Source organism: Achromobacter sp. EG18, assembly GCF_059759395.1.
In genome coordinates this window covers 3718026-3732349 of record NZ_CM186213.1, presented here as the reverse complement: position 1 = coordinate 3732349, position 14324 = coordinate 3718026, and the positions used below count along the sequence as shown (strand labels likewise).

Genomic DNA, 14324 nt, shown 5'->3' with positions numbered 1-14324 from the left:
GCTTGGCACTCTAAGGCGATGTCCGGCGGGGCGGGGTTTCCATCTGTATCAATATTGCGGATTTCATGTCGCCATCAGCTTGCCCAGCGTCGCCATGCCCTGTTCCATCGCGTCGCTCCAGGGATGTCCGCAGTTCAGCCGCAGGTAGTTGCCGAACGCGCCGGAGGACGAGAACAGCGGCCCGGGCGCGATGCTGATGCCGTGGTCGAGCGCCGCGCGATGCAGTCGCAGGGTGTCGATGCGCGCGGGCAGCTCGACCCAGGTGAAGTAGCCGCCGAGCGGCCGCGTGGCGCGCGTGCCCTTGGGAAAGTAGCGCGCCACCGCCTGCAGCATCTCGCCCTGCTGCAAGGCCAGCGTCTGGCGGAACTGGCGCAGGTGGCGGTCGTAGCCGCCCTGCGACAGGTAGGCGGCAATCGCCGCCTGCGTCGGCGCGGCGGTGGCCAGGCTGGTGGTGAGCTTGTTGCGCATGATGGCGCGGGTGTAGCGTCCGGCCGCGACCCAGCCGACCCGGTAGCCCGGCGCCAGCGTCTTCGAGAAGGACGAGCAGTGCATCACCACGCCCTCGTGATCGAAGGCCTTGGCGGGCCGCGGCCGATTGGCGCCGAAGTACAGTTCGCCGTACACGTCGTCCTCGATCAGCGCGACGCCATGGCGCGTCAGCAGCTCGACCAAGGCTTCTTTCTTGGCCTCGGGCATCAGGCTGCCCAGCGGGTTCTGGAAGGTCGTCATCAGCCAGCAGGCGCGCGGCTGGTGTTGCTGGATGGCCCGCTCCAGCGCCTGCAGGTCGATACCCTCGCGCGGATGCGTCGCCACTTCGATCGCGTGCAGCTGGTTGCGTTCGAGCGACTGCAAGGCGGCGTAGAAGGTGGGCGATTCCACGATCACGGCGTCGCCGGGCCGGGTGACCGCGCTCAGGCACAGGTTGAGCGCGTCGAGCGCGCCGTTGGTGATGATGATGTCGTCCACCGGCACCGTCAGCCCGTCGGCCAGGTAGCGCAGGGCGATGGCGCGGCGCAAGGCTGCGTCGCCCGGGCTGAGGTCGTCGATGGAACCCCACGGGTCCAGCTGCTGCACGGTGGCGGCCATGAATTTCGCCAGCCTGCCGTACGGCAGCAGCGACGGGCTGGGAAACGCCGAGCCGAACGGCAGCATGTCGCGCCGCAGGGTGGCGTTGAGCACCTGCAGCACGTTGTCGCTGACGTCCACCGGATGGCGGCCGGCGGCGGCGCTGGACAGATCTTCGGGCTCGGGCAGGCTGGCCTGCGAGGCGCGCAGCACGTAGTAGCCGGAACGGTCGCGCGCGCGGATCAGCCCGCGCGCTTCCAGCAGGTAGTAGGCCTTGAACACCGTCGACGGACTGACGCCGCGGCTGGCGCTGGTCTGGCGCACCGAGGGCAGGCGGTCGCCCGCCTGCAGCAGCCCTGACAGGATCGAGGCGGTGATCTCTTCGGTCAGCCGTTCGTAGCGTTTCATGAGGGGATCCGGAGAAGACGGCGTTTCAGGTCGACATGCCGAGGGCGCGCATCACCAGCCGCAACGCGCCGGCGGCCAGGCCCAGCGACGCCACACCGCCGGCCCAGATCAACAGCAGCCACAGCAGCCGGCTGCGCCAGGAGGGCAGGGAGCTCGGCGCGGCCATCAGTGAAACGCCTCGCCGGTGCGCACCTTGCCGCGGAACACGTAGTAGGACCAGGCGGTGTACATCAGGATAATCGGAATGATGGCGAGCGCGCCGACCAGCGCGAAGCCCAGGCTCTGCGGCGGCGCGGCCGCGGTCCAGATCGACACGTCCGGCGGAATCACGGCGGGCCAGATGCTGATGCCCAGGCCGCTGTAGCCCAGGAACACCAGGCACAGCGCCAGCACGAACGGCCCGGCGTCCGGCTTGCCGCGCACGCGCCGCATCAGGTCGATACCGGCGGCCGCCACCAGCAGCGGCACCGGCAGGAACCAGAACATGTTGGGCAGGCTGAACCAGCGCTGCGCGATATGCGGCTGCGCCAGTGGCGTCCACAGGCTGATCGCGGCGATCACGGCCAACAGCGCCAGCGTCAGCGGCCGTGCCAGCGCGCACATGTGGCGATGCAGGCGGCCCTCGGTCTTCATGATGAGCCAGGTGCAGCCCAGCAGCGCATACGCCACCACCAGGCCCGCGCCGGTGAACAGCGAGAACGGGCTGATCCAGTCCCACGGTCCGCCCTGGTAGGCGCGCTCGACCACCGGGATGCCTTCGATGTAGGCGCCCAGCGTCACGCCCTGGAAGAAGGTGGCGCAGAGCGAGCCCAGCACGAAGGCGCGGTCCCACAGCGGGCGGTGGCGCGGGTCGGCCTTGAAGCGGAACTCGAAGGCCACGCCGCGGAAGATCAGCCCCAGCAGCATGAACACCAGCGGCAGGTGCAGCGCGCTCAGGATCACCGAGTAGGCCAGCGGAAACGCGGCCAGCAGCCCCGCGCCGCCCAGCACCAGCCAGGTCTCGTTGCCGTCCCACACGGGCGCCACGGTGTTGACCATGGCGTCGCGTTCCTCGGCGTCGCCGACCAGCGGAAAGAGGATGCCGATGCCCAGGTCGAAGCCGTCCATCACCACGTACATCATCACGCCGAACAGGATGATGACGGCCCATATCAGTGCAAGGTCGATGCCCATGGTGTCAGGCTCCTTTGAATCCAGGTTGCGCGGACGGGGCGTCCGCCGAGGTGGAGGCGGCCGACAGCGGCCGCGACGGCTGGCGCGGTTCGCCCGGGCCGCCGGACAGCGGCGCATGGCCGGGCGCCGGGGTCGGGCCCATGCGGATCAGGCGCAGCATGTACGACACGCCCGCGCCGAACACGAACAGGTACACCACCACGAACAGCGCCAGCGTCAGCGTCAATTCGCCCAGGCCGTGGCGGGTGGCGGCGTCGGCCGTGCGCATCACGCCGTAGACGATCCATGGCTGGCGGCCGATCTCGGTCACGTACCAGCCGGCCAGGATCGCCACCAGGCCGGAGGGCCCCATCCACAGCGCGAAGCGTTGCAGCGCGCGCGACTGGTACAGGCGGCCGCGCCAGCGCGCCCACAGCGCCCAGCCGGCCAGCAGGATCATCAGCATGCCCAGCCCCGCCATCACGCGGAACGACCAGAACACCACGGTGGCGTTGGGCCGGTCCTCGGGCGGATACGACTTCAGTCCGGGGAACTGGCCGTCCCAGCTGTGCGTCAGGATCAGGCTGCCCAGGCGCGGCACGTTGAGCGCGTAGCGGGTCTCTTCGCGTTCCATGTCGGGGATGCCGAACAGCGTCAGCGGGACGCCCGCGCCCGGCTCGTTTTCCCAATGGCCTTCGATCGCGGCGATCTTGGCGGGCTGGTGCTTGAGCGTGTTCAGGCCGTGGAAATCGCCCACCACCGCCTGCAGCGGCGCCGAGATCGCCAGCATGGCCATCGCCATCGCGAACATCTTTTTCACCGCCGGGCTGCGGTCGCCGCGCAGCAGGTGCCAGGCGCCGGACGCGCCCACCATCAGCGCGGTGGCTAGGAACGCGGCGATGCCCATGTGCGCCAGGCGGTAGGGGAACGAGGGGTTGAAGACCACCGCCAGCCAGTCGGTCGGCACCACACGGCCGTCCAGGATCTCGTAGCCCGCGGGAGTCTGCATCCAGCTGTTGGAGGCCAGGATCCAGGTGGCCGATACCAGCGTGCCCAGCGCCACCATGATGGTCGAGAAGAAGTGCAGCCCCGGGCCCACGCGCGACCAGCCGAACAGCATCACGCCGAGAAAGCCCGCTTCAAGAAAGAATGCGGTCAGCACTTCGTAGGCCAGCAGGGGCCCGGTGACGCTGCCGGCGAAATCGGAGAAGAAGCTCCAGTTGGTGCCGAACTGGTAAGCCATCACCAGGCCGGACACCACGCCCATGCCGAAATTGACGGCGAAGATCTTGGTCCAGAAGTGGTAGAGGTCGCGGTAGACGGTGTTGCGGGTGCGCAGCCAGCAGCCTTCGAGCACGGCCAGGTAGCTGGCCAGGCCGATGGTGATGGCCGGAAAGATGATGTGAAAGGAAATGGTGAATCCGAACTGTATTCGGGCAAGCAGTAGCGCGTCGCTATCCATGGCGGGTGATTCCTGACTTCAAGGCCCGCGCGATCCTGCCGCCACCGGGCGGCGCGCGCGGACAGGCTGGTGCCTGTAGCGTCAAGATAGGCCGGCCCTGCTGAGCAGTACAGATTCAGAAGGCGGCGAAAAAAAGCGGATCAGTTTGGCGGGCGTCGACGTGGAAATGGCGCGCCGCCATAGGGAAGACCGGCCGTTTTCATGAAAAGGGCCAGATCCGGCCGTTACAAAAAAAACAGCACAGCGGGACCGCTGTGCTGCCTGACCCTGCCGCCGGGGCAGGGCAAAGGGCATTCGTGTTCAGCCGCTCGCCGCTTTGCGGCGCGGGAGACGTCTATGTCGAACGCGTGGCGCGCTGGCGCTGGCGCAAGACGGTGACGGTTTCGCCGGCCACGCCCCAATTGTCGGTATCGACTTCCTCGATGACGACAAACGTGGCTTGCGGGTCCTTGCCGAGCACTCGCACCACCAGGTCGGTGGCGCCGCGGATCAGTTCGGCTTTCTGCTCGCGCGTGGCGCCTTCGCGGGTGATCTGGATGTTGATGTAAGGCATGTCTGTTCCTTGGCGGTTGGCAGCCGGCGCGCGCCGGCCAAAAGGCGTTGCCTTGCGGATTACCACCGGCCGGCAGTGGCTCCGCCATCGACGGGGATCACCGCCCCCGAGGTGAATGACGACTCGGTCAGGTACAGCACCGCATCGACCACGTCCCCGGTGTCGCCGCGCCGCCTGGAGGGCGAAAGCCGGTCCAGGAAATCCGCGTCGCCGTTTTCATGCATCGGCGTTTGGATGATACCCGGGGCCACCGCGTTGACCCGGACGCGGTGCGGCGCCAATTCCAGGGCTAGTGCCTTGGTGGCCTGGTTCAGGCCGCCCTTGACCAGGACGGGAAGCAGCGCGGGCACTTGTTGCAGCGGCTGCATGGCGATGCTGGCGGTGATATTGACGATGTGCCCGCCGCCATGGGCGGCCATATGCGCCGCCGCCAGTTGCGACGGATAGAAGAAGCCCTTGAGGTTGGTGCTGAACAATTGGTCGACGTCGTCGGTGGTGTAGTCGCCCACCGGCTTGGCGATGAAGATGCCGGCGTTGTTGACCAGCACGTCGACCTTGCCGAAGGCCTGGATCGCGCGCTCGAACAGGGCGCGCGCGGTGGCGGGGGCGCCGATGTCGCCGGGTACGCCGATGAAGCGAGGCGGATTGCCCAGTTGGCGCGCTGCCTGGGCCAGGCGCTCGGCGCTCCGGGCATTGCCGACGACATTGTCGCCGCGCTCGAGGTAGGCGCGGGCGATGGCCAGGCCGATGCCGCTGGAGGCGCCGGTCACGATGATGGTTTTGGCGGGATGGGTCATGTCTGGACTCCGGATAAGAAGGGGTAGCGCCACTCTACTTATGACCCGAAACGTGATAAACACCTCAAAGATCAAATCTATGCATACATCATGTAATGAGTCTGGCGGGCTCCGCCAGGCCAGCCAGGACGCCATTCATGCAACGTCGCTTCGAAGACCTGATGCTCGGCAGCGTGGAGCTGTTCTGCCTGGCAGCCGAACTGCAGAGCTTCACCGCCGCCGCCAATGCGGCCGGCGTGACGCCGGCCGCCGTCAGCCGCTCGGTGTCGCGGCTGGAAGAGCGCCTCGGCGTCCGCCTGTTCGTGCGCACCACGCGCCAGATCCGTCTGACCGCGGCGGGCCTGCGCTACATGGAGCAGTGCCGTTCTGCCCTGGCGTTGCTGACCGAGGCCGAACGCGAGGTCACCGGGCAGCAGGCCGAGCCCGCGGGCAAGCTGCGCATCAGCATGCCCACGCCGTATGCCCATCACCGCGTGCTGCCATTGCTGGGCGAGTTCCGCCAGCGGTACCCGCAGGTGCAGGTCGATGTGCACATCAGCAACCGCAATGTCGACTTTGCCGAAGAAGGCTACGACCTTGCCATTCGCGGCCGGCTGCCGCCGGACTCGAATCTGGTGGCGCGCAAGCTGGAAGACGCGGAACTGGTGCTGGTGGCGGCCCCGGGCTATCTGCGGCGCGTGGGCACGCCGCGCACCCTGGAGGATCTCGACGGGCACGACTGCATCCAGTTCGAGTTGCCCAGCACCGGCCGCAACATCCCATGGATATTCATGCGTGACGGCCGGCAGATCGACGTGCCGACCCATGGCGGCACCAGTTGCTCGGGCGATGTGCTGGGCGGCGTCAGTTTGGCGCGTCATGGCGCGGGGTTGTTCCAGGCGTACCGCTTCACCGTGCAGGAGGATCTGCGGCGCGGTGATCTGGTGGAGGTGTTGCCGCGCTTTGGCGGCGCCACGCGGCCATTCACTTTGCTCTACCCGCACGTGCGCCATGTGTCGTTGCGGGTGAGGACATTTGCCGACTTCCTGCTGGAGCGCCTGCGACGCTAGCCGCCGCGCTGCGGATCAGGCGCCCATGTCCCCGAGCCTGGCGCTGGACCGGCATCTGGCGGATGGCCGCATCGACCTCGTCCAGGGGGCGATGCGGTCATCCGTGGCGGAGGCGTCAGTACATGTGCTGCCCGCCGTTCATGGCGACATTGCTGCCGGTCATGAACGCCGCCGCATCGCTGCAGATGAACGCCACCAGCGCGGCGATTTCGTCGGGCTGGCCCAGCCGGCCCAGCGGAATCTGCGGCAGGATCTTCTCCTTGAGCACATCTTCCGGCACGGCCTCGACCATGCGCGTGGCCAGGTAGCCCGGCGACACCGTGTTGACCGTGACGCCCTTCCTGGCCAATTCCAGCGCCAGCGATTTGGTGAAGCCGTGGATGCCGGCCTTGGACGCGGCGTAGTTGGTCTGCCCGAAGGCACCCTTGGAGCCATTCACCGACGAGATGTTGACGATGCGTCCCCAGCCGCGGTCGGCCATCGGCCCGCACAGGGGCTGCGTCATGTTGAACATCGAATCGAGATTGCTGCGCAGCACGTCGTTCCAGTTCTCGTAGCTCATCTTGCGCAGGCTGGCGTCGCGCGTGATGCCGGCATTGTTGACCAGGATGTCGATCTGGCGGCCGTCGTCGGCCAGGCGCCGCGCCAGCGCCTGGCAGGCGTCGTAGTCGGCCACGTCGACCTTGACCATGTCGTAGCGGCGGCCGGCGGCCGCCTCCTGGTCGAGCCACTGGCGCGTGGCCGCTTCGCTGGCATGGCAGGTGACGATGACATCATGGCCGGCATCGAGCAGCGCCCGGGCAATGGCGCGCCCCAGGCAGCCGGTGCCGCCGGTGACGAGCGCGGTGCGTTTAGTCGCCATGGCGCGCTCCGAACTGGCTGGCCTCGCGCATGGCCGAGCAGGCCGAGGTCATCTGATCGCAATACGACGACCACATGCGCGTCAGCGGCGAATCGGCCAGGCCGCCGCTGGCCGCCGCCGAGGCGTTGCGCAGCCAGCCGCTGACGGCCTCGCTGACGCCGGCGGCCAGCGCCGCCTGGTCTTCCAGCGCGGCATGCGTGATGGCCTGGCTGGCTTCGAGCTGGCACTGCCATTGCTTGCGCGTGACCTCGCCCAGCGCGGGGGCGATGTTCTGCCAGTTGCCGTCGAGCTTGAGCGGCGCCAGCGTCGACAGGTACTGGCCGGTGCCGTCGCTGGCCAGGCGCTGGCCCAGCTGCAGCCAGCGCTGCTGGCTTTCACGCGCCAGTTCAGCCAGGCGCTGGCAGTAGGCGGCGTTGGCGCCGGCGAGGTCCTGGGGCGAGGAAGCGGTGGTCTTCCCGGTGGTCTTCTTCATGATGCGTCCTTTTAAGAGAGTGGTAAGGGGCAACGAATGCACAGGCCTCACGCCATCTGGCTGAGGGTCTTGCGGAAACGGGTCAACGAGAAGGCGAACAGGACGCTGCCGATCAGCGCCAGCGCCAGGAACGGTTGCCATACGACGCCCAGGCCGGCGCCGCGAAAGAGAATCGCCTGGCCCAGTTCCACGAAATGGGTGGTGGGGGCGGCCAGCATGATGTTCTGCACGAAGTCCGGCATGCTTTCGCGCGGCGTGGTGCCGCCGGACAGCATCTGCAGCGGCAGCAGCACCAGGACCAGCAGCATGCCGAACTGCGGCATGCTGCGCGCCAGGGTGGCCATGAAGATGCCCATGGAGGTGGTCGCGAACAGGTGCAGCGCCACCCCGGCCAGGAACAGCGCCACCGATCCCTCGACCGGCACCTGCAGCAGGCCACGCACGACGAATGTCAACGATAGCCCAGCCGACACCAGTACCACCAGCCCCATGGACCAGACTTTCGCCAGCATGATCTCGGTCGGTGTAACCGGCATGACCAGCAGGTGTTCGATGGTGCCGTGCTCGCGCTCGCGGATCAGCGCCGCGCCCGTCAGGATGATGGACAGCATCGTGACGTTGTTGATGATCTCCATCAGGCTGCCGAACCAGGCCTGCGTCAGGTTGGGGTTGAAGCGCATGCGCACCGCCAGGTCCACCGGCAGCTCGGTCGGCTTGCGGTAGCGCTTGACGAATTCGTTGATCTCGTCGGTGATGATCTGCTGGATGTAGCTGCTGCCGGTGAACGCCTGGCTCATGCGGGTGGCGTCCACGTTCAGCTGGATCTCGGCCGGCCTGCCGGCCAGCACGTCGCGCTGGAAGTTCGGCGGCACGTTGACGACAAAGGTGTAGCGTCCGGCGTCCATGCCGGCGTCGGCCTCGGCCGAGGTGACCATCGCCGGACGCGTGAAGTGCGGCGGGTAGAACGCCGAGGTGATGCGCGCGGACAGTGGCGAGACGTCCTCGTCCACCACCGCGATGGCCGCGTTGTGCAGCGATTCGGGCACGGCGGTCGCGGCCGTGTAGATCATCAGCGTGAACGACACGAAGATCAGCACCAGCATCATCGGGTCGCGCGCCAGGCTCCACAGTTCCTTGACGCCCAGGCGGAAGATATTGGCGGCATGTCGCGGCATGGCTCAGGTCTCCTGTTTTTTCAGAAGCAGCGCCGAGGCGCCCAGGATCACCGGAATGGCGATCAGCAGCGGCCAGAACGAACCCTGCAGGTTGGAGAAATCCAGCGCCTTGCTGAACACGCCGCGGCTGATCGTGAGCATGTGGGTGGCGGGGTAGACCTGGCCGATCAGCTTGCCGCCGCCTTCCAGCGACGACACCGGGTTGAGCAGGCCGGCGAACTGCACCGCCGGCACCAGCGTGCCGATCATGGTGAAGAACAGCGCCGCGATCTGGCTGCGGGTGAAGGTGGAGGCCAGCAGGCCGATGGCGGTGGCCACCACGTTGTAGATCAGCGCGGCCGCCAGCAGCGTGGTGAAGCTGCCGGTGATCGGCACGCCGAACAGCGTCACCGCCAGCAGCGTCATCAACAGGAAGTTCAGCATCGCCAGCGCCACATAGGGCGCCTGCTTGCCCAGCAGGAATTCCAGCCGCGTCACCGGCGTGACGTACAGATTGATGATCGAGCCCAGCTCCTTCTCGCGCACCACCGCCAGCGCGGTCAGCATGGCGGGCATCATCAGCAGCAACAGCGGGATCACGGCCGGCACCATGGCCGGCAGGCTGCGCACGTCGGGGTTGTAGCGAAAGCGCGTCTCGATGCCGACCGCCTGCGTGGCGGCGGCGCCCAGCCGTTCGCGCGCCTGCTGCTGCAGCCAGCCCTGGTGCATGCCGAGCACGTAGCCGCGGATGGTCTCGGCGCGCTGCGGCATGGCGCCGTCGATCCAGACGCCGACCTGCGCGTTGCGGCCGCGCTCGGCGTCGCGCGCGAACCCCTGCGGAATCTCGATCGCCAGCGACAGCTCGCCGCTGCGCATGCGCGCGTCCATGTCCTGGTAGCTGCTGATCGGCGGCTGCTCGATGAAGTAGCGCGAGCCCGCCAGGTTCAGGCTGTAGTTCTGGCTCAGCGCGGTCTGGTCGCGGTCCATGACCGCGTAGCGCAGGTCTTCCACGTCCAGGCTGATGCCAAAGCCCATCACGAACATCAGCAGCAGCGAACCGGCCAGCGCCAGGGTGGCGCGCACTGGGTCGCGGCGCAGTTCCAGCGCCTCGCGCCACATGTAGCTGAACATGCGCTGCATGCTGAAGCCGCGCGGCTCGTGCGCGGCTGCCGGCGGCTGCGCGACAGGCGCCTGCTCAACCTCCCGCGCCGCGTCGGGTGCCGTGCCCGCGCCCGCATCGACCAGGTAGGCGATGAAGGCTTCCTCCAGCGTCTTGGCGCCGCGCATCCGGGTGATCTCGTCGGGCGAGGCGCTCACCAGCACCTTGCCCGCGTGCATCAGCGACATGCGGTCGCAGCGCTGCGCCTCGTTCATGAAGTGCGTCGAGATGAAGATGGTGACCTGGTCCTGCCGCGCCAGCGCGATCAGCAGGCGCCAGAAGTTGTCGCGCGCCACCGGGTCCACGCCCGAGGTCGGCTCATCCAGGATCAGCAGTTCGGGCTTGTGCACCATGGCCACCGCCAGCGACAGGCGCTGGCGCACGCCCATCGGCAGGTTCTCGGGCAGTTCCTCCAGCGCATCGCCCAGGCCGAAGCGCGCCGCCATCTCGGCGACGCGGCCGGGGATGTCGGCCTCGGGCACATGGAACAGCCGCGCGTGCAGCACCAGGTTCTGCCGCACGGTCAGTTCGCCATAGAGCGAAAACGCCTGCGACATGTAGCCGACGCGGCGGCGCGTGTCGATGTTGCGCGGGTCGACTTCGGCGCCGAACAGCCAGGCCTTGCCTTCGCTGGCCGGCAGCAGGCCCGTCAGCATCTTCATGGTGGTCGACTTGCCGCAGCCGTTGGATCCGAGAAAGCCGAAGATCTCGCCCTTGCGGATGCGGAAATTGACATGGTCCACCGCGACGAAGTCGCCGAAGCGCATGGTCAGGTCGCGCGCCTCGATGGCGATGGTGGCGTCTTCGTCCAGCGCCAGCGGCGTGATCTCGACGGGTTGGTGGCCGCGCCGCTTTTCCTCGGGCAGCAGCGCGATGAAGGCGGCCTCCAGCGAGCCGGTGCCGGTGCGCTGGCGCAGTTCGTCAGGGGTGCCGGTAGCCAGCACGCGGCCTTCGTCCATGGCGATGAGCCAGTCGAAACGCTGGGCCTCGTCCATGTAGGCGGTGGCGACGATCACGCTCATGCCCGGGCGCTCGCGCCGGATCTGGTTGATCAGGTCCCAGAACTGCGCCCGCGCCAGCGGGTCGACGCCGGTGGTGGGCTCGTCCAGGATCAGCAGGTCGGGATCGTGGATCAGCGCGCAGCACAGGCCCAGCTTCTGCTTCATGCCGCCGGACAGCTTGCCCGCCGGGCGCGACAGGAACGCGGCCATGCCGGTGCTGCGGGTCAGGCTGTCGATACGGCGGCGGCGCTCGGCCTCGCCATGGCCGAACAGGCGGCCGAAGAATTGCAGGTTCTCTTCCACCGACAGGGTGGGGTAGAGATTCTTGCCCAGGCCCTGCGGCATGTAGGCGATGCGCGGGCAGACGTCGTCCCTATGGCGCTTGTCGGCCATGTCGCCGCCCAGCACCTCGATCGTGCCGTCCTGTACAGCGCGCGATCCGGCGATCAGCGCCAGCAGGCTGGACTTGCCCACGCCGTCCGGCCCGATCAGGCCGATCATGCGGCCGGCGGCAATGTCGAGCGTGATGCCATCCAGCGCCAGCGTCTTGCCATAGCGCAGCGATACCCCCGACAGCTTGACCACCGGAGCCGGGGAGGCCGTCGTGGTCGGAGCCATCAGGGCACCTTGACTTCAAGGTTGGCGGGCCATTGCGCGTCGGCGTCCAGCTTCAGCCAGGCGACGCCGGGCAGGCCGGTCTTGACCTGGCGCAGATGCTGGCGCAGCAGCTCGGGCGCGATCTGCGCCTTGACGCGGAACATCAGCTTCTGGCGCTCGGTTGCCGTCTCGACGGTCTTGGGCGTGAATTGCGCGGTGCTGGCCACGAACGACACCTTGGCCGGAATCACATACTGCGGCGCCGCGTCCAGCACGATGCGCACGTCCTGGCCCAGGGCGACGCGGCCGGCCGCCTGCTCCGGCAGGAAGAAGGTCATGTAGACATCGGCCAGGTCGACCATGTTCAGCACCTTGCCGCCCGCGCCCAGCACTTCGCCGGCCTGCGCCACGCGGTACTGCACGCGGCCGTCGCGCGGGGCGCGCAGTTCGCTGTCGGCGATGTCGGCCTCGATGCGGGCGATGGTGGCCAGCGCGGCGTTGACCGCGGACTGGGCGCCAACCTGGGCGGCCTTGGCGGCGTCGATGGCGGCCTGTGCCGCCTTGACCTGGGCGCGCCCGGCGTTGACGGCGGCCTGCGCGCTGCGCACCCGGGCGCGGTCGTCGTCCAGCTCCTGGATCGACGAGGCGCCTTCGCGCGACAGCGTCTCGGAACGCGCCAGCCGTCGACGCGCCGCGTCCAGCTCGCTTTCGCGCTGCACCACCACGGCCTCGGCGGCCAGCTTGTCGCTTTCGCGTTGCGCCACCTGCGCGCTGGCGCTGGCGGCATTGTTGACGGCCTGCTGGTGCTGGGCGCGGGCTTCCTCGCGCTGCGCCTGCAGCGTGTCGATCTGCATGCGGGCCAGCGGCTGGCCGGCGCTGACGAAATCGCCTTCGGCCACCAGCACGTCCTGCACCCGCCCGGCCAGCTTGGTGGCGACGTCGACCTCGGTGGCTTCGATGCGGCCGTTGCCGCTGACGAAGCCCGCGCCCGGGCCGGTGTCGGACAGCATGCGCCAGCCGTAGTAGCCGGCGGCCGCCACGGCCACGATCGCGAGCAGGGGAATCAGTTTTCGGGTGGGCAGCTTCATGATGCGGATCCTGTGTTGAGCGGCGCGGGAGCGGCGGGGGCGGGCTGGGCTCCGGGTGGGGCGGGCGGCGCGGCGCGCGCCTGCGAGCCCCCGCCCAGCGCGGCGTACAGGCCGACACGGGCCGACAGCAGCGCGCGGCGGGTCTGCACCAGCGTCTGCTGGGCGGCCAAGAGGTCGCGTTGCGCGTCCAGTACCTCCAGATAGGGCGAGGCGCCGTGGTCGTAGCGCAGCTTGGCCAGCCGCGCGCGTTCGCTTTGCGCGTCCACGGTGGCGCGCAATACCTGCACTTGTTCGGCCAGCCAGCGGCGCGCCGACAGGGCGTCGGCGACATCCTTGAAGGCGCCCTGGATGGCGCGCTCATAGCTGGCCACGGCCTGGTCGCGCCGCACTTCGGCCAGGTCGAGGTTGGCGCCGCGGCGTCCCGCGTCGAAGATCGGCAGGTTGATGCTGGGCGCGAAATTCCAGGCGCGGCTGCCGCCGCCGAACAGGCCGTCCAGTTCGGCGCTGGCGCTGCCGAACGCGCCCGTCAGCGTGATGCGCGGAAAGAAGGCGGCGCGCGCCGCGCCGATGTTGGCGTTGGCGGCACGCAGCTGGTGTTCGGCGGCGACGATGTCGGGCCGATTGGTCAGCAGGTCCGACGGCAGCCCGGCCGGCAGGTCGCGCATGACGCTGTCGTCGTCCAGGCCGGCGCGCGGCAGCGGCTGCGCCAGCGGCTGGCCGGTCAGCAGTTCCAGCGCATGGGCCTGCGTGGCGCGGGCCTGTTCCAGGTCGGCGCCAAGCGCGCGCGCCTGTTGCCAGAGCGTCTCGACCTGGGTCAGGTCCAGCTTCGAGATCGAGCCCACCTCGTAGCGCCGGCGGAAGATGCGCAGCGACTCCTCGCGCGAGGCGATGGTGGCGCGCGTCAGCGCCAGCCGCTCATCCAGTTCGCGCAGCGTCAGGTAGCTGTCGGCCACTTGCGCGATCAGGCTCAGCGTGGCGGCTTCGGCGGCGGCGTCCGAGGCCAGGTAGTTCTCCAGCGCGGCGTCCTTGAGGCTGCGCACGCGGCCCCAGAAGTCCAGTTCCCAGGCCGCCATGCCCACGCCGACCTGGTACTGGCTGGCCACCTGCGGCTGGCCGGTGAGGTTCAGGTCGCCGGGCGTGCGGCCGCGGCTGCCGTCCGCCTGCGCGCCGATCGTGGGGAACTGGTCGGCGCGCTGGATGCCGTAGAGGGCCCGCGCTTCCTCGACCCGCAACAGCGCCGTGCGCAGGTCGCGGTTGTGCGCCAGGGCGTCGCCGATCAGGCCTTGCAGCACGGGATCGGTGAAGTAGCCGCGCCAGTCGACGCGCGCCGCGCTCGGCAGCGAGGCGTCGGGCGCGGCGGCCTGGCCGGGATAGACGGCCGCCACTGGCGCCGTGGGCCGGACGTATTGCGGCGCCATCGACACGCAGCCTTGCGCCAGCAGTACGGCCAGGGCGGCCGGCGCCAGCCGGGCGGCGCGCCATCGCGCAAGGGGACGGCGGTTCAT

The 14324-nt window shown here is 68.8% G+C and carries 13 protein-coding genes; 1 reads left to right on the top strand and 12 read right to left on the bottom strand.

The genetic code is table 11. The features are described 5' to 3' along the window. Window positions 1-63: 63 nt before the first annotated feature. From AC6CR5_RS17030 to AC6CR5_RS17005, 6 genes are all read right to left on the bottom strand, one after another. Window positions 64-1473 carry an aminotransferase-like domain-containing protein gene (locus AC6CR5_RS17030; RefSeq protein WP_020926248.1) on the bottom strand — a complete coding sequence of 470 codons (1410 nt, stop codon included), beginning with the start codon at window positions 1471-1473 and terminating at the stop codon, window positions 64-66. 25 nt (window positions 1474-1498) lie between these two features. Continuing rightward, window positions 1499-1639, bottom strand: a complete 141-nt coding sequence (locus AC6CR5_RS17025) for a DUF2474 family protein (RefSeq protein ID WP_020926249.1) — start codon at window positions 1637-1639, stop codon at window positions 1499-1501. Further along, the gene (gene cydB, locus AC6CR5_RS17020; protein WP_054516007.1) at window positions 1639-2646 is read right to left on the bottom strand and encodes a cytochrome d ubiquinol oxidase subunit II; all 1008 of its coding nucleotides are present in this window, start codon (window positions 2644-2646) and stop codon (window positions 1639-1641) included. The genes AC6CR5_RS17025 and cydB overlap by 1 nt, the downstream gene beginning before the upstream one ends. 4 nt (window positions 2647-2650) lie before the next feature. Continuing rightward, window positions 2651-4087 carry a cytochrome ubiquinol oxidase subunit I gene (locus AC6CR5_RS17015; RefSeq protein WP_498084744.1) on the bottom strand — a complete coding sequence of 479 codons (1437 nt, stop codon included), beginning with the start codon at window positions 4085-4087 and terminating at the stop codon, window positions 2651-2653. Between the two features lie 334 nt (window positions 4088-4421). Next, window positions 4422-4640: a tautomerase family protein gene (locus AC6CR5_RS17010; protein WP_047991913.1), complete on the bottom strand. Its 219-nt coding sequence runs from the start codon at window positions 4638-4640 to the stop codon at window positions 4422-4424. Window positions 4641-4699: 59 nt separating this feature from the next. Continuing rightward, window positions 4700-5437 (bottom strand): SDR family NAD(P)-dependent oxidoreductase, encoded by a 738-nt coding sequence (locus AC6CR5_RS17005; RefSeq protein WP_047991912.1) that lies wholly within the window; start codon window positions 5435-5437, stop codon window positions 4700-4702. 137 nt (window positions 5438-5574) lie between these two features. On the opposite strand from AC6CR5_RS17005, the gene AC6CR5_RS17000 reads away from it, so the two are divergent. After that, on the top strand, window positions 5575-6486 hold the full coding sequence (locus tag AC6CR5_RS17000; RefSeq protein WP_316312177.1) for a LysR family transcriptional regulator: 912 nt from the start codon (window positions 5575-5577) through the stop codon (window positions 6484-6486). A 115-nt stretch (window positions 6487-6601) separates the two neighbouring features. Here the strand turns inward: AC6CR5_RS17000 and phbB are convergent, their stop codons facing one another. Genes phbB through AC6CR5_RS16970 form a run of 6 tightly spaced genes read right to left on the bottom strand, consistent with a single transcriptional unit; the run spans window position 6602 to window position 14324 of the window. Next, complete coding sequence (gene phbB / locus AC6CR5_RS16995; RefSeq protein ID WP_006385829.1) at window positions 6602-7348, bottom strand: acetoacetyl-CoA reductase; 747 nt, start codon at window positions 7346-7348, stop codon at window positions 6602-6604. After that, window positions 7338-7820 (bottom strand): hypothetical protein, encoded by a 483-nt coding sequence (locus tag AC6CR5_RS16990; protein WP_020926254.1) that lies wholly within the window; start codon window positions 7818-7820, stop codon window positions 7338-7340. Before AC6CR5_RS16990 ends, phbB begins: the two co-directional genes overlap by 11 nt. A gap of 47 nt (window positions 7821-7867) precedes the next feature. Next, window positions 7868-8995, bottom strand: coding sequence for an ABC transporter permease (locus AC6CR5_RS16985; RefSeq protein WP_020926255.1), 1128 nt, complete (start codon window positions 8993-8995; stop codon window positions 7868-7870). 3 nt (window positions 8996-8998) lie between these two features. Next, a complete protein-coding gene (gene rbbA / locus AC6CR5_RS16980) occupies window positions 8999-11752 on the bottom strand; it encodes a ribosome-associated ATPase/putative transporter RbbA (RefSeq protein ID WP_054445966.1) in 2754 nt (917 codons plus the stop codon). Next, on the bottom strand, window positions 11752-12819 hold the full coding sequence (locus AC6CR5_RS16975) for an HlyD family secretion protein (protein WP_020926257.1): 1068 nt from the start codon (window positions 12817-12819) through the stop codon (window positions 11752-11754). The genes rbbA and AC6CR5_RS16975 overlap by 1 nt, the downstream gene beginning before the upstream one ends. Then, window positions 12816-14324 (bottom strand): efflux transporter outer membrane subunit, encoded by a 1509-nt coding sequence (locus tag AC6CR5_RS16970; RefSeq protein WP_020926258.1) that lies wholly within the window; start codon window positions 14322-14324, stop codon window positions 12816-12818. The genes AC6CR5_RS16975 and AC6CR5_RS16970 overlap by 4 nt, the downstream gene beginning before the upstream one ends.

Coding starts and splice junctions, on each gene's coding strand:
- AC6CR5_RS17030 (WP_020926248.1), bottom strand. CDS start 1,473: ATGAAACGCTACGAACGGCTGACCGAAGAGATCACCGCCTCGATCCTG.
- AC6CR5_RS17025 (WP_020926249.1), bottom strand. CDS start 1,639: ATGGCCGCGCCGAGCTCCCTGCCCTCCTGGCGCAGCCGGCTGCTGTGG.
- cydB (WP_054516007.1), bottom strand. CDS start 2,646: ATGGGCATCGACCTTGCACTGATATGGGCCGTCATCATCCTGTTCGGC.
- AC6CR5_RS17015 (WP_498084744.1), bottom strand. CDS start 4,087: ATGGATAGCGACGCGCTACTGCTTGCCCGAATACAGTTCGGATTCACC.
- AC6CR5_RS17010 (WP_047991913.1), bottom strand. CDS start 4,640: ATGCCTTACATCAACATCCAGATCACCCGCGAAGGCGCCACGCGCGAG.
- AC6CR5_RS17005 (WP_047991912.1), bottom strand. CDS start 5,437: ATGACCCATCCCGCCAAAACCATCATCGTGACCGGCGCCTCCAGCGGC.
- AC6CR5_RS17000 (WP_316312177.1), top strand. CDS start 5,575: ATGCAACGTCGCTTCGAAGACCTGATGCTCGGCAGCGTGGAGCTGTTC.
- phbB (WP_006385829.1), bottom strand. CDS start 7,348: ATGGCGACTAAACGCACCGCGCTCGTCACCGGCGGCACCGGCTGCCTG.
- AC6CR5_RS16990 (WP_020926254.1), bottom strand. CDS start 7,820: ATGAAGAAGACCACCGGGAAGACCACCGCTTCCTCGCCCCAGGACCTC.
- AC6CR5_RS16985 (WP_020926255.1), bottom strand. CDS start 8,995: ATGCCGCGACATGCCGCCAATATCTTCCGCCTGGGCGTCAAGGAACTG.
- rbbA (WP_054445966.1), bottom strand. CDS start 11,752: ATGGCTCCGACCACGACGGCCTCCCCGGCTCCGGTGGTCAAGCTGTCG.
- AC6CR5_RS16975 (WP_020926257.1), bottom strand. CDS start 12,819: ATGAAGCTGCCCACCCGAAAACTGATTCCCCTGCTCGCGATCGTGGCC.
- AC6CR5_RS16970 (WP_020926258.1), bottom strand. CDS start 14,324: ATGAACCGCCGTCCCCTTGCGCGATGGCGCGCCGCCCGGCTGGCGCCG.